Genomic DNA, 22,316 nt, shown 5'->3' on the forward strand with positions numbered 1-22,316 from the left:
TGCTTCAAGAATAACCTTTATTGGTTAATTTTCGTTTTGTATTGCAAATAAAGTGTTTTATGAAAAAACTATTTCTGTTAGTGTTGCTGATCATTGGCATTACTACGGTTTCCCGAGCCGCGTACATGCTGATCCCGATGGATGAAGAGACCCAAAAGAACCACTTAAAAGCATACGGCATCACCTACTGGGTGCTGGATAAAGGCGAAGAAGCCTGGTGGCTGCTGAATTATCGCGGCGGTAGTTTTGCCTTCCCACATAACCGCCTGTTCGAGCTGGAATGCCTCACCCGCGGTGTGAGTTTCGAGATCATTGCCGACGCACAATTTAATAAGATCCTGGAGGATATTTCCAATCCGGAAGTAAATATGGATGCCCTCAAACTGGAAGTGCCCCCCAAGATCGCCGTTTACACCCCTACCGTCAACCAGAAAGGCGAAAAGGTACAACCCTGGGACGATGCGGTGACGATGGTACTGACCTACGCCGAGATCCCCTACGAGACCGTTTATGATACGGAAGTGATGACCGATATGTTGCCCAAATACGACTGGCTGCACCTGCACCACGAGGATTTTACCGGCCAGTACGGGCGCTTCTACCGCTCCTATCACAATGAGCCCTGGTATCGCAACAACCAAAGAACGATGGAAGCCCTGGCCGCCAGTCTGGGCTTTGCTAAAGTTTCCCAGCTCAAACTGGGGGTCGTCAAAAAGATCCAGGAATACGTTGTGGGGGGAGGCTTTATGTTCGCCATGTGCTCCGCTACGGATACCTACGATATTGCCCTGGCTGCCGATGGACTGGACATTTGTGCCGATATGTACGACGGTGATCCGGCCGATCCCAACGCCCAGCAAAAGCTGAACTTCAGCAAAACATTTGCCTTCAAGGACTTTCAGCTTCGCCGCAACCCACTGGAGTACGAATATTCCAATATCGATGATACGCAGGACCGCAACGTACGGCCCGATCAGGATTATTTTACCTTGTTTGATTTTTCCGCAAAATGGGATCCTGTGCCCACCATGCTGACCCAAAACCACACCCGTACGGTGAAAGGATTCATGGGACAAACCACGGCTTTCCGCAAATCACTGGTGAAATCGGATGTCCTGGTCCTCGGGGAGAATAAACCGGCCCAGGAAGTGCGTTATATCCACGGGACCATGCAGGAGGGATTCTGGACCTTCTACGGCGGACACGACCCGGAAGATTACCGCCACCTGGTGCACGATCCGGAAACGGATCTCAACCTGCACCCCAATTCTCCGGGTTATCGCCTGATCCTGAACAATGTACTGTTCCCGGCCGCCAAGAAGAAGAAACGCAAGACGTAAAAGAAGTAAAAGTAAATTAGTGGGAAGTTGCAGGTTCGAAAACCGGAAGCTCCGGCTTTCCACCCTTTACTTTTATACAGACACCCATTTCACCTTTTCCATACCCATAAACCAAGTTGCATGAAAAAATTCCTTATTGCGTTGTCCATGTGCCTCATGGCCGTTATGCCGCTACGGGCGGCCTACATGCTGATTCCAATGGACGAAAGCGGGCAGAAAGATCACATGAAAGCCTACGGGATCACTTACTGGGTACTGGATCAGGGAATAGAAGCGTGGTGGTTACTCAACTACCGGGGCGGCAGCTTTGCCTTTCATCACAACCGTCTTTTCGAACTGGAATGCCTGACCCGCGGCGTGAGTTTCGAGATCATCCCCGATGGGAAATTCAATCAGATCCTGGCCGAGGTAGAACAGCCCGAAGTCAATATGTCGGCCATGAAACTCGAAGTGGCCCCCAAGATCGCCGTTTACGCGCCCGAATTCAACAATCGAGGAGAACGCGTCCAGCCCTGGGACGATGCGGTGACGCTGGTGCTTTCCTACGCAGAAATACCCTACGAAACGATCTACGATACCGAGGTCCTCAACGATATGCTGCCCAAATACGACTGGCTGCATCTGCACCACGAGGACTTCACCGGCCAATACGGACGCTTCTACCGGGGCGGCTCCACGCAGGCCTGGTACCGCGAAAATCAAAGGCGCATGGAAGCGCTGGCGAGCAGTCTGGGATTCGCCAAGGTATCCCAACTCAAACTGGAAGTAGTTAAAAAGATCAAGGAATACGTGCGGGGCGGCGGTTTTATGTTTGCCATGTGTTCCGCCACCGATACCTACGACATTGCTCTGGCAGCGGACGGGGTCGATATCTGCGCCAATATGTACGACGGTGACGCGGCGGATCCCAACGCTCAGAGTAAGCTGGATTTTTCCAAAACCTTTGCGTTTAAGGACTTTGAGCTGATCCCCGACCCGCTGGTGTACGAATATTCGACCATCGATCATTACCTGTCCCGGCGCATCTCTCCGGATCAGGATTATTTTACACTCTTTGATTTCTCCGCTAAATGGGATCCGGTGCCCACCATGCTGACCCAAAATCATACCCGCACGGTAAAAGGATTCATGGGGCAGACCACGGCTTTCAAAAAACAATTCATCAAATCCAATGTGCTGATCCTCGGCGAGAACAAACCCGCCGACGAAGCACGATACATTCACGGTACTTATGACCTGGGCTTTTGGACCTTCTACAGCGGCCACGATCCGGAGGACTACCGGCACCTGCTGAATGATCCGGAAACAGACCTGAGTCTGCATCCCAACTCCCCGGGCTACCGGCTCATTCTGAACAATATCCTGTTCCCGGCCGCCAAAAAGAAAAAGCGGAAAACCTAAGGCAAGAGCTACCTTCCATTAAGAACCCATCCAAAAACCATCCTTTGATCTTAAAATAACTTTAAGTAGCGGCATTAGAACTATACTATTAAAGATGGGTTAAATTGAAGCAGCTTGCTTTAAACTATCTGAATTTGATACGGCAATTGATTTCGCGTACCGAGTACCGAAAGTAAAAAAATCCACAAAACCATGAAATCAACTATTGTAAAGGTTGTCATCGGCTTACTGCTGGTGATCGGCGGCTTCATGGCCGGTACCGCCTGGAATAACCGGCTCGCAACCAAAGTAAATCAGGAAGCCGACGAAAGGCAATCCAATGCCATAGAAGTGAACTTAAGGACGGAAGATCCTAACCCTAACGGCACTCCGGACCTCGACGAAATGGAGGAACAACTCAACCCGGAAGAAGTCCACACCATCCGGCTTTTCGAAAATGCTTCTCCCTCCGTGTGTTTTATCACCACTTCCACCGTCCGACGCGATTTCTGGACCAAGAATACCATGGAGATCCCCAGCGGTACCGGATCGGGCTTCGTCTGGAGCAAGCAGGGACACATCATTACGAATTACCACGTGATCAAAGGCGCCAACCGGGCCCAGGTGACCCTTTCCGACCAGAGTACCTGGGATGCCGTTCTGGTAGGAGCTGCCCCGGAGAAAGACCTGGCGGTCCTGCGCATTGAAGCGCCCGCTTCCGAACTGGTCCCCATCCCCCGGGGTACTTCCCGGAACCTGAAAGTAGGCCAGTCCGTGTACGCCATCGGTAACCCCTTCGGGCTCGATCATACGCTCACCACCGGCATTGTAAGTGCCCTGGGACGGGAGATCAAATCCGATTCCGGCACCCCGATCCGCGATGTTATCCAGTGTGATGCGGCCATTAACCCGGGTAACTCCGGTGGTCCCCTACTGGACTCTTCCGGTAGACTGATCGGCGTAAATACAGCTATCTATAGCCCTTCCGGCGCTTCGGCGGGTATCGGCTTCTCCATTCCGGTGGATGTAGTGAACTGGGTAGTACCGGAACTGATCGCCTACGGAAAAGTAAAAAGACCCAGCCTTGGTTTTAATTGGGCAGAAAATCATATTGCCCTGCGACTGGGTCTGAAGGGCGCATTGGTTTGGTCTGTCGATGAAAATAGCAATGCCGAACGGGCCGGTATCCAACCGACTTACCGCGATCGGTACGGGCGCATCCAGCTTGGAGATGTTATCGTTGAAATAAATGGTCAAAAGATCTCTACGGGCGATGATCTGCTGCTGGAACTGGAAAAATACGATCCGGGTGACGCCGTCAGCCTCGTTCTGGTCCGGGATAATAAAGCCTATGAACTGGAACTGGAGTTGGAGTCTCCGAAGTGATTTGGGGGGAGAGGGGTCAGGAATGAGGTGTCAGGGGCGAGGTGTCAGGTGAGAGATCAGGTGTCAGGGCATGAAGTTTTGCATTAAATCCTTCCCCTGACACCTGATAACTGACACCTCGCCCCTCTCTCCTGACACCTCACACCTCGCCCCTCGCACCTGCCCCCTCCCTTCTACCTAATCAAAGTCGTACTCCCCGACATCACCTGCCGCATCCCATCCGGATATTCCACCTCGATCTGCCAGAGATAGACGCCACTGTTCATCGGTTGGCCCCGGAAAGTGCCGTCCCAGCCGTGACCACGATCGTTTAGGTCGAAATCGTGCTCTTCGTGGAGCAATTCGCCCCAGCGATCAAAGATCCGGAATACCCGCACCGTAGTGCCGTTTTCCTTACCGTGTACGTGCAGCAGATCGTTATTCCCGTCGCCGTTGGGCGTAAAGCCCGTCGGCACCATTACCGGATTATTCTTATTCACAAAGATGGTGATCACATCATCGGCCACGCAACCGTTCTCATCGCGCACCAGCAGTTTGAAGCTGGTTTGTTCCTTCACGATCACCGTTGGGTTCAGGCAGTTGACACAACTCAGCATACTGCTGTCGGCCGGCGTCCAGGTATACGCGAAGGTCGGGCCGGTACCACCGGTGATCAGCAGGGAATCCAGGATCAGCGTATCGCCGTATTCCACATTGATATTCTCGCCGAGATCTACGACCAGCGGTGCCGGTTCGATAATCGTTGCCGGGATCAGGTTGGTTACACAGCCGTTGCCGTCCCGAACCTGTACCTGATAGTCTCCCGCCGTCAGTCCGATGAAGGCCGTACCGGATTTGAATTCATTACCGTTCAGACTGTAGCTGTAGGCGGGTACACCACCGGCAGCGGTAACCCCGATCCGTCCGTCCTGTCCGCCGGCGCAGGAAATATCCTCCGTGGCCAGAGCAGCTGTCAGCGCTTCCGGTTCGTTGACCGTTGCGGTGAAGCTATTCTCACATCCGGACGCATCGGTGATGGTCAGGGTATAAGTTCCCGCCACGACATCCGAAAGGTTGGCATCCGTTGTGCCATTGGACCAATTGTACACATAAGGCGGCTGACCACTGGTTGGATTCACCAGCACCGAGCCGGTCGCCTCTCCGTTACAAAATACATCGTCCACCATTACGCTGGCCTGTATCGGCTGGGCTTCGGCGATCGCCATGGCGTCCGTGGCCGTACAGCCATTGGCATCCGTGACGGTCACCTGGTAATTTCCGGCCGCCAGGTTATTCAGGTCTTCACTCGATGCGCCGGTATTCCAACTGAAAGTATAGGGAGCCGTACCGCCCGTGATTTTCAGGTCGATGTATCCGGAGTTATTGCCGGCACAAAGCGCCGACGTAAAATCCCGGTCGATAGTCAGCGGAGGCAGTTCATCGAGAACGATACTGCTGTTGGTTGTACAACCGAACTCATCCGTCACTGTCACCGAATAGGTCCCGCGGGGCAGTCCGCTAACCTGAGCATTGTTACCGGCTCCGGCCACACTCCAGACGTATTCGTATTGGCCTTCGCCGCCCGTGGCGGATACGCTGATCTGACCGTCGGATCCACCGGCACAACTCACACTGACGGTATCAATTACCAAGGTGATGCCTTCGGCTTCCATTACTTCGGCCGACCGGATCAGGCTACAGCCTTCACTATCCGTTACCGTTACTTCGTAAATGCCCGGGCCCATGCCGGTCAGGTCCATGCTGGTCTCGTTGGCGTCATGCCCCCAGACAAACGTATAGGGCGGCACTCCATCCGATATACTCAGGCTGACCGTACCGTTTTCGGGTACACCGCAGCGGGTTTCGGTGGCCATCAGGCTCACTTCCATATCCGTCGGTGGTTCCAGGACGATCTCTGCGACCTGCATACAACCGATGGCCGAGGTCACGCTTAATTGATACGTGCCCGCCGCCAGGCCGGAAGCCGTAGCCGTAGTTTGTCCGTCACTCCAGAGATAGGAGTAATTGCCCCCACCGCCGGTAGCGGAAGCGATGACACGGCCGTCGTTATTTACACCACAACTGACCTCCTGATCGATCGTCAGTACCACTTCTACTTCATCCAGCGCATTGATGGTGAATCCGTAAATAGCCGGACAGTCGTTGACGTCATAAACCAAAACGGAATAGCGGCCGGGGGCCAGACCGGTAAAGGTGCCGGTGGTATTTGTCTGGCCCATCATTTCGTAGGAAAAAGGTGCATCTCCGGTAAGGATGGTAAACTGGACCGAACCGTCCGCCAGACTCGCACAGGTAGCATCCGTAGTAGCCAGGCTGGCCGTAGGCGTCGGGCAATCGGGAGTCGTACAACTCAGGGAAGCCGGAATACCCGGACAATCCACGCCGATAGCGCGAACCTGGAAATCAACCGTTTGGGAAAATCCGAGATTGTCTACCGTATATTCCGTCATATTGCCGATGGGCGTCCAGTTGCCACCGTTTACACTCACTTCGTAGTTGTCATAATCCGGTACCGGCAACCAACCCACAGTAATGGAACTTCCGGTTACGGTCTGACAGGTCAGATCCGGCTGGCTGGATTCGTCCGGTACGGAGACGGAGACATCGTTTATAATTTCACATCCGTAAGAGTCACGGATAGTAAAGGTGTAATCTGTACTTACCGTCGGCTGCACGGTGGGGTTTGGGCAATCCGCACAGCTCAGCCCGGCCGCAGGCGACCATTCGTAGGTGATGCCGTAAATGGATTCAAACGTGATGCTCCAACTGTAGAGCGTACCCGCATTACCGAAGGAATCATCCCGGAAGAGCAACTGATAGGTACCGTTGGTATTGTTATTTCCGTTGCCCCAGAAATCCTCCCAATTGCCTTCCGGCAGCCATTCGCCGGTGAAGGGCACGGCCGAAGGTGGAGCGAAAGGCCCCGGAGCGTTGATCCGCTGGGTAGCCGTTGGCGTAAAGCAGGTATTGGTGTAATAATCAAAGCCGTTGCCGTTGCCGCCGTCGCCACCGTTATCGGTCGTGAGTTCCAGGTATTGGCCATCCGGACCGATCAGATAGAAATCCATATCGTCGATCCAGCGGTGTTCGAAATTCTCAATACACACCGATCGGATCACGCCGGGTCCCAGTTTATCCGGGAAAACGCCACTGACGTTGATCTCCGACGTCCGGGTCCCCATCCAGAGGGAGAAGGTCCCGGGTGTACTGATCTCTTCCGTACTTCGGAAAAAGGGTGGCGGAGCAGAATTGACGGGACTGGTCCCCTGCAATTGGGTCGATTCCCCAACGCAGAGCGCCACATCCGTTTCCAGATTGGGTGGCGGCAGTAGTTTCCCATCGTCAATATATATCGTATAGGTCTTTCGCGTACACTGGCTGATCCGCACGTCAAAAGTGATCGATTCCCGGTTTTCCACCAGGCCGTCGTCGATGGCTTGCACCGGTACGACCAAGACGGTATCTCCCGCCGGCATAACCAGATCGGTAGGGATCGTTTCGTAGTCGCGTCCGTTTTCGGCCGTACCGCCGATGATGTAGTCCAGTTCCAGATCTTCATCCAGCGGATCGGGGATCGTGAAAGTCACTGCCCCCGCCTGGCAACCTTCGGCGATCGCACCGTCAATAGTGACCGCGGTAGCTTCCGCCTGCACGGTACCGGTACCGAAACTCTTAGCTTCCAGGAATACCCCGGAATCGAAGTTGGAGTCCCCGAGGTCGGCGATCACCAGCTTGATGGTGTATTCCTCACAGGGGATTACCTGCGCCTGGGCGGTGAAGACCGTGGTGGAACCGTCGTATACGGGAAAATCGGAAGAGCCTTCGTTACTGATGTAATACTCGGAGTAGGCCAGCGATCCGTTATCTCCCTGACAGTTAATGATGTTGGCGTTATTGGTACCGATCGTCCCGGGGTTTACATTGTTGATGGTCACCGGGCGGTTCGTACCGGGGATCAGGGCAATGTTCGCCGCGTTATTCTGATAGGGACCGTTGATACCGGGTCCGGAGATAAAAAACCCGAAGATATCGTTGTAGGGGCTACAAACGAATTCGGGGTATTCTTCCGAAGCAAAGGTATAGCGGAAACGAAGCGTATCGGCCACCGGCACGAAGGTAATGGTATACCGTACGATGTCGTAGATCTCGTTATCGCCCGCGATCGCCTTCAGATCCGGATCGTTGGTGAGCGGACTGTCGTTGTTCACCGAAGCTTTCGTACTGCCCGGAGCATTGACCCCTACTCTACTGACGTTATCCGGGTCGGTCACCGCCAGACCGGTCGTCATGACCACACCGCGGTCCAGCCCAACCTGGGTGGCACCGCTTTTAAAATAGGCTACGGATGCAGGGTCCCCTTCAAAAGTAATATTTGTCACTTCCACCCCGTCACCGAGGAATACGTTACTGATCAGGTTAATGGGAGTGAACGGTACGTTGTTATCCACTTCGATCTGCTGAGCGTGTAGTTCACCGGAGATCAACAGGAACAAAGCGCTACCCAGGAGGGAAAAGAACCACTTTTGGTAGTTGTTTCTCATAAGGATGATTTTCAATTTTTTGGAGTAAAAGCCTCTCGCCGTACAGGGATTGAACCCCATATTTATCGATTTTATCTAAAAAATATATGGTTTCATCAGCCGTAAGTCTACTTTGCGTGTTCAAGTATAAACTCCAAGCTTTAATTTTTTAGAGACAAACGCATTTTAATGAAACAATTCTTCAAGTTCCTCTTTGCTTCATGTTTGGGTACCATCGTTGCGTTGGTGGTGCTTTCTTTGGTCAGTATCGGCATTATCAGCACCCTGGCCAGCCAGGCTGATCAAGTCAAGCCAATTGGAGCCAATTCGGTGTTGCATCTGAAACTCAATCAGGTGCTGCCTGAACTTACGAACAATGCTGAGATTGATCCCTTTGATCTGGAAAACCAGAAAGTATTGGGTATTTCCGACATCACCTATGCCATAGATCAGGCGGCCCAAGACGATCGTATCCAAGGGATCTTTATTGAAGTAGATATGTTGCCCGCCGGCTTTGCCTCTGCCGGCGTATTGCGCGAAGCGCTGGACCAATTTAAGGCCAAAAGTGGAAAATTCATAATAGCTTACTCCAAATATTATACGCAGGGAGCCTATTACTTGTCTTCCGTTGCCGACGAAATTTATGTCCATCCCGTGGGAGTCGTTGATTTTAGAGGGTTTGGGGTACAGATCCCCTTCCTCAAAAATCTGCTGGACAAGTTGGGTGTTAAAATGCAAGTTTTTTACGCCGGCAAATTCAAAAGTGCTACGGAACCATACCGCCGCACGGATATGTCCCCCGAAAATAAGGAACAATTACGAGAATACATTAATGCATTCTACGATAAATTACTTAACGACATAAGTGCTTCCCGTAATATATCAAAATCGGAATTACACCGGATTGCGGATAATTATCTGGCCGGAGACGTCCAAAATGCCCGCGAACTGGGTATTGTTGACTTCGTCGGCTACCGGGAAGACGCCCTGGCCAGCATGCGTGTGAAGCTGGGTCTGGAGGAAGATGCCAAGATCAAAACGGTCAGCCTGCTGGAAGTTTTCAACAATCATCCGCGCCGGGTAGACCTCAGCATCAAAAATAAGATCGCCGTTATTTACGCCGAAGGTAATATCGTAGACGGCGACGGTGGACTGGGTGCCGTGGGCGACGATAAATACGTTAAGATCATCAACGAACTGGCGGAAGACGACCGCGTGAAAGCGGTGGTACTGCGCGTCAACTCTCCGGGCGGAAGCGCCATGGCCTCCGAAAGCATTTGGGAGGCCCTGACCCGCCTCAAGGAAGCCGGCAAGCCGCTGGTCGTCTCCATGGGCGATTACGCTGCCTCCGGCGGATACTATATTTCCAGCCCCGCGGACAGCATCTTCACCCAGGATGCGACGCTTACCGGCTCCATCGGGGTTTTCAGTGTCATACCGAGTATACAGGGTCTGATGAACGATAAACTGGGCGTCACTTTCGATTCCGTTAAAACCGGTCATTTTGCTACGGGTATCGGAATTATCAATCCGCTGGACGAAAGGGAAAGCCGCTTTATGCAGGCCCGTACCAACGAACTGTACCGCCTGTTCAAAACCCGGGTTTCGGAAGGCCGGGGCATCAGTCCGGAGCAGGTAGAAGAAATAGCCCAGGGTCGCGTCTGGGTCGGTCAGAAGGCTGTAGAGCTGAAACTGGCCGACAAGGTGGGTACGCTCGATGACGCCATTGCCAGTGCGGCACGTCTGGCCGATATTGAAGATGATTTCCGGCTGAGCAGTTATCCGGTAGTCAAAGAACCACTGATCGAATTTATTGAAAGCTTCCTGGGGGATGAACAGGTGCGCCACAATTATATCGCAAAATCCAAGCTGGAAGACCTGTATCCCTACTACGAATACTTTGAAGAATTGAAAAATGCAGAAGGCCCGCAGGCGAGGTTACCTTTCCTGATGCCCTTCGAATAAGCACCCTTCGCCGGTGGTCAGCAGCCCGAATCAGGTGGGCGTTATCCGATAATGCAGGAATGTATTATGTTTGTTCCTAAAATCGGACCGGTTCCGCCAGCTGACCACCGGCTATCCTGCAAAACTATCGGGCATTGGCACCTTCTTCTTACCAACGAATTACTTTCGGGCTTTCCCGCGCCAGGGATCTACTCTGGCCAGCGGTGCTTTTTCTGGGCCTGCTGCTCCGTTTGGTGGTCTATTTGCAGAATCGCTCGTTATTTCTGGATGAGGCAAACCTGGCCCGCAATATCGCCGAGATATCTTTAGCCGACTGTTTTGCCCCGCTTCGCTACCAGCAGTACGCTCCTCCCCTCTTTCTCGTATTGGAAAAGATCAATTTTCTACTTGCCGGCGCTTCGGAGTACAGCCTACGGTTCTGGCCGTTGATCATGGGTGGGCTGGCGCTGCTCATCCTGTACGACCTCCTGCGGCAGTTGAGTGAAAAAAGCTGGGCCGGCCTGTTCGTCTTCTATCTGTTTGCCTGCTCCCAGGTATTTATCCGCTACAGCGCCGAATTAAAACAGTACAGTACGGATATGGCGGTTACATCGACTCTGGTCTGGCTCGCCTTGCGGTACCGTCCGACGACCGGAAAGCGGATCGCGTTGTGGATCCTGGCCGGCAGTCTGGCCATCTGGCTGAGTATGCCTTCGGTGTTCGTACTGACCGGTGTCGGTCTATATTTCGGATACCTAGGCCTGAAAGATCAACAAAATATACCCGTTGCTGCGCTCTTGCTGATCGGGACGATCTGGCTGCTTAATTTCGGGCTGTATTTCTGGCTGATCCTGGCCAATGACCTGCAAAAGCCGGACCTCCTGTCTTACCATCAGCCCTATTTCTGGCCGTTGCTGCCAACCAGCGGTGCCGACTGGGCACGCCTTTCCGGTCTGGCACAATCCCTGTTGGGCACCCTGAGCGGTCATACTTTTCCCGCGATCGTACTCAGCCTGAGCGGACTGGTAGCCGGCACCATTTACCTCGGAAAAAAGCGACCGGCCCTACTATGGCTGCTGATCGGTCCGATCGTCGCCTGTCTGATCGCCTCCGGACTGGGGCGATACTCCCTGATCGAACGGCTCACTTTATTCTTAATGCCGTTGCCGGGGGTACTGCTTGCCTTTGGGCTGAACTTTCTCGTGCAGTATGTGGGTCGATGGGGTCAACTGGTTCTTTTAATTTTTGGGCTTTTGATTCTGCCGCTACGCAAAGGCCCCGAATATCTGGTGTACCCCTTCCGTTACGAGGAGATGCGATCGCTATTAGCCGAGCTCCGGGAGCAGCTCCGGGCCGGCGATCTGCTGTGGATCGATCTGTACGCCTATCCGGCATTTTACTGGTATACGCAACATGCCCCCGAGGCGGCGTCGCTTCGTCCGGAGCAGATCTCCGGATCGGTCGTCCATCAGTGGGACGGTGATCCGTGGGAAGAGCTCAGCGGGCAGATAACAGCCGACGGCCGGGTCTGGATGATCTTTTCGCACCTGGTATCGGATCGGAACCGCCGGGAAATGCGGGAAGATCTGGAGTCCGTGAGCGCTCAGCTCGGACCGGTAGAGCGGGAAATACGACAAACGGGAGTGGCCGCTTTTGGGTTTGCGGAAGAGCGCCCGGCGACACCGGAGCACCAAAGTCCTGATCGCACACACTAAGTCGATTAACAAGTCGTTAACAATAATTGAAATCGCATTAACAGCGAATTCATGAGCTTTCCTTAATTTTGTACTCGTTAAACACGCAAAATAATTTTTGATAACCAAAATAGCAATTGACATGCTAAAGCAATTTCACACTGCTCTTCTTGCAGTATTGGTATTAGGATTTTTGTCTAGCTGCCAGAGTGCGAATAATGACGTGCGCGATGCTGCCCGTAACAATATTGAGAGCACAGCTCCTTCTGTAACTCCACCAGCATCTCCTGCAGCTGCAGCCAACACTCCTCCTGCCCCAACGGGCCCAACTACGACCATGAGCTTTGAAGAGCTGACTTTCGACTTCGGTACTGTTACTGAAGGAGAGAAAGTTTCTCACACCTATTCCTTCACCAATACCGGTAACGAACCACTGGTACTGAGTGACGCTAAAGGTAGCTGCGGTTGTACGGTACCAGTTTGGCCACGTGAGCCGATCGCACCGGGCGCCACCAGCGAAATTACCGTTGAGTTCAACTCAAAAGGTAAGAAAGGACAACGTAACCAAAAAGTAACCATCACGGCTAACACCAACCCGCCTCAGACGTTCCTGTCTCTGACCGGTACGGTAAATCCGGCTGATGGTGCTCAACCAAGCATCCAGGTTACTCAGTAATCGACGAAATTGAACAGAACCGATCTTTTCGGTTTGTGAACATAAAGGAAAGGCGGTCTCTTCGGAGGCGGCCTTTTCTTTTTGGGTGGTCTGCCTAAACTACCTACGCGGCAAATTTGTTAGATTTGGGCCCTGATAGCCGGGCCAAAAGCGGACGCTGCCCATGGACCAGGCGGGGTGCAACTGAGGGCGGTTCCCGCTACGACCCGACACTAACAGCACAAAAGGTTATTGCAATGAAAAACTACTTTTCCCTGATCAAATTCAGCCACACGATCTTCGCATTGCCGTTCGCCATGCTGGGTTTTTTCCTCGGTACGCTGGAGACCGGTACGGGACTGAACGGGCGTTTGCTCCTACTGGTACTGGGCTGCATGGTGTTTGCCCGCAGCGCTGCGATGGCCTTCAATCGCTATCTGGACCGGGATATCGACGAGGCTAATCCGCGGACGATAACACGGGAGATCCCGGCCGGCAAGATCAGTCCCCGGTCCGCGCTGATCTTTGTGATCGTCACCAGCCTGCTCTTCATTGCCTGTACCTGGATGATCAATCCACTGTGCTTTTACCTTTCCCCCGTGGCCCTGCTGGTGATCCTCGGTTACAGTTATACCAAGCGCTTTACCTTTCTGTGCCACTTCGTGCTGGGCCTGGGTTTGGCGCTGGCGCCGATCGGTGCTTACCTGGCGGTAGGCGGTAAATTTGACCTGATCCCGATCCTGTATTCCGTAGCCGTGTTGCTGTGGGTTTCCGGTTTTGATATCATCTATGCGCTCCAGGATGAAGACTTTGACAAATCCATGTCCCTGAATTCCATACCGGTAAGTCTGGGCAAGCGTGGCGGACTTTTGCTTTCGTCCATTCTCCACGTGGTCTGTGCGGGCATCATTCTGTTGGCCAGCTGGTTGCTGAGCCAGGTTTATCCATCTTTCGGATGGCTGCACTGGGGGGCTGCAGTGATCTTCGTCAGTTTATTGTTTTACCAGCACACCCTGGTAAAGCCCAACGATCTGAGTAAGATCAATTTGGCATTTTTCACAACTAACGGAGTGGCCAGCCTTATTTTTGGCACACTCGTTATTTTGGATATATTTGTATAAATTTACCCCATATCTACTTTTCCTCCATATATTTTTCTGGTGTTTTTAGAAACCTAGCGGGCTATTTCCCGTACAAGGGCAATAGCAGCTTTATCCATAAAACACATTATAGTCGCAATACCTAATACCTTTAGCAAGCAAATTTACGCTTAGAGGTGAGTACCAAGCACGTACTTCTTCCTCTTAAGTGTGGTTTGTATCAACTACTACGAATTAGTTGATAGCGCGAAATCATTAGATGGCAAGAGCGCTTCGTGTTCAATCGTTCCGGAGATGATTACCAAAAAAACTCCGGTTCAGTGGATAAATGACGATCAGATTGCCTGTTGCCTGTCCCGCTACCTGCTCTTTTTTAGTTTTTGCACCAAACCCACTTCCGATCAAAACATTACCTGGAGAACAACTACATAAGGGCTTACAGTCATGAGTAAACAATTGATCATAGGTTTAATTTTCGGCATCCTGCTGACATCGGGTCCGGTCCTGGCACAGAAGGGCAAGATCAGAAAGGCTCAAAACTTAATTGAAGCCCTGGACTATCAGGCTGCCATTGATATACTGCTCCCTTTGTCCGAGAACAACGACAATGCGGAGATCGCCACCATGCTTGGCCACATTTTCCGGAAGCAGAACAGCTACGGTAAAGCAGCGGTATGGTACGAAAAGGCAGTCGCGCTGGAAGGAGTGGAGGCCGCCGCCTACTTCTACTACGGCATGATGCTCCTCCATACGGATAAATGCCGGGAGGCGCAGGATCAGTTCGACTATTTTCTGAGTCTCAAACCACTGGATCCCCGGCAGTTTCAGCTGAGAGATGCCTGCTCTCACCGCCAGAGTTTGCTGAAAAAGGATGAGAATACTCTGGAGGTAGAGGTGCTGGCCATCAACTCCGTACTCAGTGATATCGGTCCGGCATTCTACAAGAACGGTCTCGTTTTTGGTTCCGTTCGTTCACCGCTGAACGGTGGCAGCCAGGATAAGGCCGATCCGTTCTACGATCTGTACTACGCAGAAATGGTCGACGGACATTTCGACTTCACGGATCCCCAATCCTTTTCGGACCGGATCAACTCTCGGGTACACGAAGCCATCGTGACCTTCAACTCGGACGCCACCAAGATCTATTTCACCCGTAACCAGGGGATCGATAACGAACACAGCTCCGCCACCGCTACCGGTCTGGAGATCGTATACGCCGTATCGGAAGACGGGAACCGCTGGAGCGATCTGCAGTTACTCCCGTTCAACAGTCCAAAATATTCCATTGCCCACCCATCCCTCAGTCCGGACGGAAGCATGCTATTTTTCTCTTCCGATATGCCGGGTGGATTTGGTGGAAAAGATATTTACGTTTCTAAGTGGGAAGAGCATTACTGGGGTGATCCCGTCAATCTGGGGCCACTGGTCAATACCGAAGGAGACGAAATGTTTCCCTTTTATCATCCTTCGGGAAAATTGTTTTTCTCCTCCGACGGGCAGGTAGGGCTCGGTGGACAGGATATTTTCTCCACCAGCCCTAATAAAGCCGGCGTTTGGGATAATATTCAAAATATCGGCGCTCCGATCAATACGGAATTTGACGACTACGGTATCATCGTTTCTCCCGACGAGGAATATGGTTATTTCACTTCCAACCGGCCCGGCGGCATCGGGAAAGACGACATCTACGGTTTCCAGAAACCGCAGGAAGAAAAAGAAGAAGAGTTGGTGACCCAGCAGGAGATCCCCGAAGGCAATAAAGTGGTGGTGCACGTTCAGGTCATCGACGCCTCCAACGGTAAGCGAATTGAAAATCCCGTCATTACCAATTGCGAAGCCAATCTCTACCGGTCGGTCGGCACGTCCTCCTTCCAGATGAACCTTTTCCCGGGGGATTGCTGTGAGGTGAGTGTCAGCGCTCCGGGCTTTCAGGACGCTACGATCGAGATCTGTGGAGATCCAAGTAAGAAATCGCGCGCGGTGGCCCTGAAGAAAACCGGTATTTCTACCGCACCGCCGAAAGAAGAAATCATTACCCAGGTCCCCGCTCCTACCCCGGTTACTCCCGAAGAGAAAGTCGAAGAAGCCGTGGCCGAAGCACCGAAGAAAATAGCGCCGGAACCGGAGCCCGAAGAACAAGTTGCGGAAACTGCAGTTCAAACTCCGAAAGCTCCGGAGCCGGAACCACAAGCCGAAGAGAAAGTCGAAGAAGTGGTGGTTGAAACCCCGAAAGAAGTTGAACCGGAACCACAGCCCGAGGAGAAGATCGAGGAAGCGGTGGTTGAAACGCCGAAAGAGGTGGAACCGGAACCCCAGCCCGAGGAGAAAGTCGAGGAAGTAGTAGCCGAAACGCCGAAAGAAGTGGAGCCGGAGCCCCAGCCCGAAGAGAAAGTTGAGGAGGTGGTAGTCGAAACTCCGAAGGAAGTTGAACCGGAACCACAGCCCGAGGAGAAAGTCGAGGAAGTGGTAGTCGAAACTCCGAAAGAGGTTGAGCCGGAGCCACAGCCCGAAGAGAAGGTCGAGGAAGTGGTGGTCGAAACCCCGAAAGAAGTTGAGCCAAAGCCACAGCCCGAGGAAAAAGTCGAGGAAGTAGTGGTCGAAACGCCAAAAGAGGTGGAACCGGAACCACAGCCCGAGGAAAAAGCCGAGGAAGTAGTAGCCGAAACGCCAAAAGAGGTGGAACCGGATCCACAGCCCGAGGAGAAAGTCGAGGAAGTGGTAGCCGAAACGCAGAAGGAAGTCGAGCCGAAACCACAACCCGAGGAGAAAGTCGAGGAAAAAGTGGTCGAAACTCCGAAAGAGGTAGAACCGGAACCACAACCCGAGGAGAAAGTTGAGGAAAAGGTAGTCGAAACGCCGAAAGAGGTGGAACCGGAGCCGCAACCCGAAGAAAAAGTTGAGGAGAAGGTAGCCGAAACGCCCAAAGCAGTCGAGCCGGAACCACAGCCCGAAGAAGAACTGGAAGAAGCGGTTGTTGTAGCGTCCAAAGTAGAGCCGAAACCACAAGCCGAGGAAAAGGTAGTCGAAGCCCCGAAAAAGGTAGAACCAGCTCCCCAACCGAAAGAACCGGCCAAAGAAACGGTGGCCAAGACTCCGAATACAGTTGAACCGCAACCAAAACCACAAGCCGAGGAAGAGGTTAAGGAATCCAGCGAAAATGCGATTACCGTGTCCAATGAGGCCAAACCGGAGCCCAGCAGTGCCCCCGGCGTAGTGGAAGAAACCACGGAGATCGTACGGCAGACGACCCGGGCCAGAAAGACCACCAAATACCTAATCGGTACGGTTTACGACCCGCTCAACAGTCGTCCGATCCCCTACGCTACCATACATATGTTGAACTCAACCTGTGGGGTGAATATCCGGATCACTTCGGACGCCTCCGGGCACTATCGCCTGCCACTGGTAGCCAGTTGCTGTATCAATATCCGGGTAGAGAAAGAAGGATTTCAGACCTACACGGCTCTGGAAGCCTTGTGTACGGATAAGAACGGTAATATCAAAGGGAGCACTTCGATCCTGCTCAAACCGGAAGACCCCAAACCGGAACCGACCGTTGCCAACAACGAATCCAACATGCTGGTCAATCCGGAAGCATTCAAAGGATTTGAAAGAAGCAAGAATAAAAGGCTCGGTGATAAAAGTCTGGCCTTTATCCTGAACGTATACTACGAATCGGCCCGTACCAGCGTAAAAGCCGAATCCGTAGAGGAATTGAAAAAGCTATTGCGGCTGCTGGAGGAAAACCCGACGCTCATCGTAGAGATCGGCGCCCACACGGACTCCCGTGGATCTGCGACCTACAACCAGGACCTCTCCCAGAGACGGGCCGAAAACGTGGTTAAATACCTCGTTTCGCAGGGCATCAACGAAAAGCGTCTGATCCCGAAAGGCTACGGAGAGACCCAATTGATCAACGACTGCGACGATTCCAAGGAATGCGAGGAATCCGAGCATCAGATCAACCGGAGAACGGAATTTCAGATCATCGGCGGTCTGGACAAAACCAAGTAACGAGCGGCCCAACCTTTTTTTCGCAGCTATCGGTCTTCTATTTAAAAAGATCACCGATGAAAAAAAGCATAGCGGGCCTACTGATAGCCATTTCCTGCCTGGCCCTTAGTTGTGAAAAGCAGGGAGACATCTTATGCGAAAACGATTGCCTGTTCTTCGGGTACAATCTTGAAGGGGAAATAGTGATGCTGCACTGTTTTAACCGCTTCGGCATCAAAACTACCCATCCCGATGGTGAGGAACTCATCATCGGGATCCCCGATCAACTGGCGGGCCGCTTCCAGGAGGAAGGTAAACTGGTCAAATTCACCGCCACCTTCCGGGCCAATACGCTCCAACCTCTTTTTCCCGATCCCAGTATTGATATTCGGACGATCTATCAGGCCCGGGTGCAGTCCATCCAGCCCAGAAAGTAGAGCTTTCAATACGTAGGAATAATGAGATCCCGGCCGGCCGCTCTGCCGGTCGGTTGACAGATCATTGATCTCCATTTATTTTCACTTCACTCCCCCAGCAGCCCACGGTGGGTAAATAAAAAAGTATTCCGGCAAACTTAGCGTGCGTACAGGCGTTATTATTGACGTTTTAACCTTACGGAAAATCCAACACTAATGACTCCAATACGCTATCCCCATACCCGAAAAGCTGACCAGATCGATAATTACCACGGCCGGGATATTGCGGACCCTTTCCGCTGGCTCGAAGTGGATACGGCTCCGGAAGTGGAAAAATGGGTAGACGCCCAGAATGAAGTAACTTTTCAATACCTCGAACAGATCCCCGAGCGGGAGTCAATCCGCAAACGCCTGCGGGAGTTGCTCGATTACGAGCGACTGTCTTCCCCGTTCCGGGCCGGAGATTATTACTTTTTCTATAAAAATGACGGTCTGCAAAACCAGCCGGTCATCTATTTCCAAAAAGGTCTGGAAGGTGATCCGGAGGTATTTATCGATCCGAACAGCCGGTCGGAAGACGGGACCATTGCGGTAACCCTGCTGGGTTTTTCCCAGGATGACCGCTATGTAGCCTACGCGCAGTCGGAAGCCGGATCGGACTGGCAACAGATTCGCGTGATGGAAGTAGCCACCAAAAAAGAGTTGCCCAACGTATTGAAGTGGGTGAAATTCTCGGGGGCAGCCTGGCACGAAGACGGCTTCTTCTACAGCCGCTATCCCCAACCGGATGCGGGTAGTGAATATTCCGCCAAAAATCTGCACCATACCGTTTACTACCACCGCCTGGGCACAGATCAGTCCGAAGATCAGTTGATCTACCGCGATGAAGACCACCCCACTTTTAATCACTACTGTACGGTAACCGAAGATGGCCAATATCTGCTCATCTACGCTTCCCCCGGTACGGACGGTTATGCCACTTACTTTAAGGACCTGAAGCAGGATGGACCGATCACCCGCCTGTTTGCCGGCTATTCCAATAAGAGTTCCGTTGTGGACCACCGCGATGGGAAATTTCTGGTGATGACCGATCTGGGGGCGCCCAAATACCGCCTCCTGTCCGTACCGGCAAAGGAAGAAGTGCCGGAGAACGAATGGCAGGAGCTCATTCCGGAAACGGACGACCTATTGCAGGGCGTCAATACCGGTGGCGGATACCTCTTCGCCAATTATCTGAAAAACGCCACTAACCGCATCTACCGGCTGAACTACGACGGCAGCGGCCGGCAGGAGATCGAACTGCCCGGACCGGGCAACGCCGGTGGATTTTCGGGCAAAAAGGAGGAAAAGATCCTGTTCTACACCTTCACCTCCTTCATCTATCCAACCACCATTTTTAAGTACGATATCGGTACGGGAAGTTCCGAACCCTTCTTCCGGGCCGAACTACAGTTCAACCCGGAGGACTATACCGAAAAGCAGGTTTTCTACACCAGTAAAGACGGCACGAAAGTATCGATGTTCATCGTCCACAAAAAAGGACTGCAGATGGACGGCCAAAACCCCTGCTATCTCTACGGCTACGGCGGGTTCAATATCAGTCTCTCTCCGGGTTTCAGCGCCTCGCGGGTAGTGCTGCTGGAGCGGGGCGGTATCCTGGCCATACCCAATCTGCGGGGTGGCGGCGAATACGGTGAAGAATGGCACCAGGGCGGCATGCTGGCCAACAAGCAAAATGTTTTTGATGATTTCATCGCCGCCGCCGAATACCTGATCGACCAGGGTTATACGGCTCCTTCCCGTCTGGCGATCGCCGGCGGATCCAACGGGGGGCTGCTGGTGGGTGCGGCCATGACCCAGCGGCCGGAACTCTTTGCGGTGGCTTTCCCATCAGTGGGGGTACTTGATATGTTGCGCTTTCACCTGTTCACCATCGGCCGGGCCTGGGTACCCGAATACGGTTCCAGTGATGATCCGCAGCAATTCCCTTTCCTGCTGGCTTACAGTCCGTTGCACAACCTTCAGGACGGAAAAGCTTATCCCGCTACTTTGATCACGACGGCCGATCATGACGACCGGGTAGTGCCCGCCCATTCCTTTAAATTTGCGGCACGTCTGCAGGAGGCTCAGGATGGAGCAGAACCGGTATTGATCCGCATTTCCAAAAGGGCCGGACACGGTGCGGGTAAACCCATCGCCAAGGTCATTGAAGAACAGGCCGATATCTGGTCTTTCTTTTTCCATAATACCCGGAGGTAAGAGCAGGCTTGTGCAAAAATTTGATTTACAACTTTTTCAGTGGCCATCTCGATCGCAGGAAAAAGGCCGCTTTTTGCGCCGTTGACCTTTCGCTTTGATCTCGGGTAATTGATACTGCGGTTGCCATTGAAATTACCGTTTTAAAATCCTGGCATACTTATTGTAAATAATTATAATAGGTTATGAAATGCTAAAATTCGTTTTCTCCAGTCCGTGCCAGATTACCACGGGCTTTTTTTTGCCCCTCCCCTATTCTTTTGCAGGAAAATGGCAGCCTTGTGCGCAATGAAACTTATTTTTGCGCCACCATTAAGATCCGGCCCCGGTCGGATTATTTGATTTGATCCAGCCGGCTGCAGGCCGGCTCAACCTTAACCTGTAAGCGGTTTCCGGTGACCTGCGCCAGATGATGCATCCATAAAGGCTTTGGACACCTATTGCCGCTTCTAAAGCCAAGTTTAAAATGATAATTGGGGTACCCAAAGAGATTAAGACCGAAGAGAACCGGGTCGCATTAACACCGGCCGGTGCATTGGAACTCACCAAACGCGGGCACGAAGTGTACGTTCAGTCAACCGCCGGCGCCGGCAGCGGATTCGAAGATCAGGATTACGAAGCCGCCGGAGCCCGGATCCTGCCGACCATCAAAGATGTCTACGACAAGGCGGAAATGATCATGAAAGTGAAGGAACCGATCGAAGCGGAATACGACCTGATCCGCGAAGATCAGTTGCTGTTCACTTATTTCCACTTCGCTTCCTACGAACCGCTGACCCGGGCCATGATCAAGAGTAAAGCCGTTTGTCTGGCTTACGAAACTGTGGAACTGCCGGATCGCAGCCTGCCGCTGCTGGTACCGATGTCCGAAGTAGCCGGCCGCATGGCCATCCAGGAAGGCGCCAAATATCTGGAAAAACCCAGTGGCGGACGCGGGGTACTACTGGGCGGGGTGCCCGGCGTGAGACCCGGCCAGGTACTTGTACTCGGAGGCGGTGTGGTGGGTACGCAGGCCGCAAAAATGGCCGCCGGTCTGGGTGCACAGGTGATCATTATGGATATCAGCCTTTCCCGTCTGCGTTATCTGGCGGATGTCATGCCGGCCAATGTGCAGACGGTTTATTCCAACGAATACAATATTCGCCACTACATCAAGGAAGCAGACCTGATCGTCGGTGCGGTACTGATCCCCGGAGCCAAGGCGCCCAATCTCATTACCCGCGATATGCTTAAGGAAATGCACGCCGGTACCGTATTGGTTGACGTGGCAGTAGACCAGGGTGGCTGCATTGAGACCTGCCGTCCGACTACCCACTCCGATCCAACCTTCGTGATCGACGATGTGCTGCATTACTGTGTGGCCAATATGCCGGGTGCGGTTCCCTATACTTCCACCATTGCCCTGACCAACGCTACCCTGCCCTACGCCATTCAACTGGCCGGCAAGGGCTGGCAGCAGGCCTGCCGCGAGAGCGAGCCGCTGAAAAAGGGACTGAACGTGGTACGCGGTAAAGTCGTCTACAAAGGAGTAGCGGAAGCTTTCGACCTGCCGCTGGATCCCGTTGACGATTGCCTGAAGTAACGGTACGCCGTATGAAATGACTACGGTCGCCAAAGACTACGCCCGCGCGG

The 22,316-nt window shown here is 52.8% G+C and carries 12 protein-coding genes; 11 read left to right on the forward strand and 1 reads right to left on the reverse strand.

Annotated elements, in window-relative coordinates; translation table 11 throughout:
• Window positions 1-59: 59 nt before the first annotated feature.
• The 3 genes from CRP01_RS36615 to CRP01_RS36625 all read left to right on the forward strand — a co-directional run bounded on the left by CRP01_RS36615 (window position 60) and on the right by CRP01_RS36625 (window position 4,106).
• Complete coding sequence (locus tag CRP01_RS36615; protein ID WP_099155065.1) at window positions 60-1,340, forward strand: asparagine synthetase B; 1,281 nt, start codon at window positions 60-62, stop codon at window positions 1,338-1,340.
• 120 nt (window positions 1,341-1,460) lie between these two features.
• Window positions 1,461-2,741, forward strand: coding sequence for an asparagine synthetase B (locus CRP01_RS36620; RefSeq protein WP_185154591.1), 1,281 nt, complete (start codon window positions 1,461-1,463; stop codon window positions 2,739-2,741).
• 192 nt (window positions 2,742-2,933) lie between these two features.
• Entirely contained in the window at window positions 2,934-4,106 is a 1,173-nt protein-coding gene (locus tag CRP01_RS36625; RefSeq protein WP_099155067.1) for a S1C family serine protease, read from the forward strand.
• A gap of 173 nt (window positions 4,107-4,279) precedes the next feature.
• Here the strand turns inward: CRP01_RS36625 and CRP01_RS36630 are convergent, their stop codons facing one another.
• Complete coding sequence (locus tag CRP01_RS36630; RefSeq protein WP_170110703.1) at window positions 4,280-8,647, reverse strand: choice-of-anchor L domain-containing protein; 4,368 nt, start codon at window positions 8,645-8,647, stop codon at window positions 4,280-4,282.
• Between the two features lie 168 nt (window positions 8,648-8,815).
• On the opposite strand from CRP01_RS36630, the gene sppA reads away from it, so the two are divergent.
• The 8 genes from sppA (at window position 8,816) to ald (ending at window position 22,266) form a co-directional block, all read left to right on the forward strand.
• The gene (sppA, locus tag CRP01_RS36635; RefSeq protein WP_099155069.1) at window positions 8,816-10,591 is read left to right on the forward strand and encodes a signal peptide peptidase SppA; all 1,776 of its coding nucleotides are present in this window, start codon (window positions 8,816-8,818) and stop codon (window positions 10,589-10,591) included.
• 134 nt (window positions 10,592-10,725) lie between these two features.
• Window positions 10,726-12,285 (forward strand): glycosyltransferase family 39 protein, encoded by a 1,560-nt coding sequence (locus CRP01_RS36640; RefSeq protein WP_170110704.1) that lies wholly within the window; start codon window positions 10,726-10,728, stop codon window positions 12,283-12,285.
• 121 nt (window positions 12,286-12,406) lie between these two features.
• Entirely contained in the window at window positions 12,407-12,940 is a 534-nt protein-coding gene (locus CRP01_RS36645; RefSeq protein WP_099155071.1) for a DUF1573 domain-containing protein, read from the forward strand.
• Window positions 12,941-13,176: 236 nt separating this feature from the next.
• Complete coding sequence (locus CRP01_RS36650) at window positions 13,177-14,040, forward strand: UbiA-like polyprenyltransferase (RefSeq protein ID WP_099155072.1); 864 nt, start codon at window positions 13,177-13,179, stop codon at window positions 14,038-14,040.
• Window positions 14,041-14,463: 423 nt separating this feature from the next.
• On the forward strand, window positions 14,464-18,033 hold the full coding sequence (locus CRP01_RS36655) for an OmpA family protein (protein WP_099155073.1): 3,570 nt from the start codon (window positions 14,464-14,466) through the stop codon (window positions 18,031-18,033).
• A 56-nt stretch (window positions 18,034-18,089) separates the two neighbouring features.
• Complete coding sequence (locus CRP01_RS36660; RefSeq protein WP_099155074.1) at window positions 18,090-18,449, forward strand: hypothetical protein; 360 nt, start codon at window positions 18,090-18,092, stop codon at window positions 18,447-18,449.
• Window positions 18,450-18,644: 195 nt separating this feature from the next.
• The gene (locus CRP01_RS36665) at window positions 18,645-20,687 is read left to right on the forward strand and encodes a prolyl oligopeptidase family serine peptidase (RefSeq protein ID WP_099155075.1); all 2,043 of its coding nucleotides are present in this window, start codon (window positions 18,645-18,647) and stop codon (window positions 20,685-20,687) included.
• Window positions 20,688-21,150: 463 nt separating this feature from the next.
• Window positions 21,151-22,266, forward strand: coding sequence for an alanine dehydrogenase (ald, locus tag CRP01_RS36670; RefSeq protein ID WP_099155076.1), 1,116 nt, complete (start codon window positions 21,151-21,153; stop codon window positions 22,264-22,266).
• Window positions 22,267-22,316: the final 50 nt, after the last annotated feature.

Source organism: Flavilitoribacter nigricans DSM 23189 = NBRC 102662, from assembly GCF_002646595.1.
Taxonomy (GTDB): domain Bacteria; phylum Bacteroidota; class Bacteroidia; order Chitinophagales; family Saprospiraceae; genus Flavilitoribacter; species Flavilitoribacter nigricans.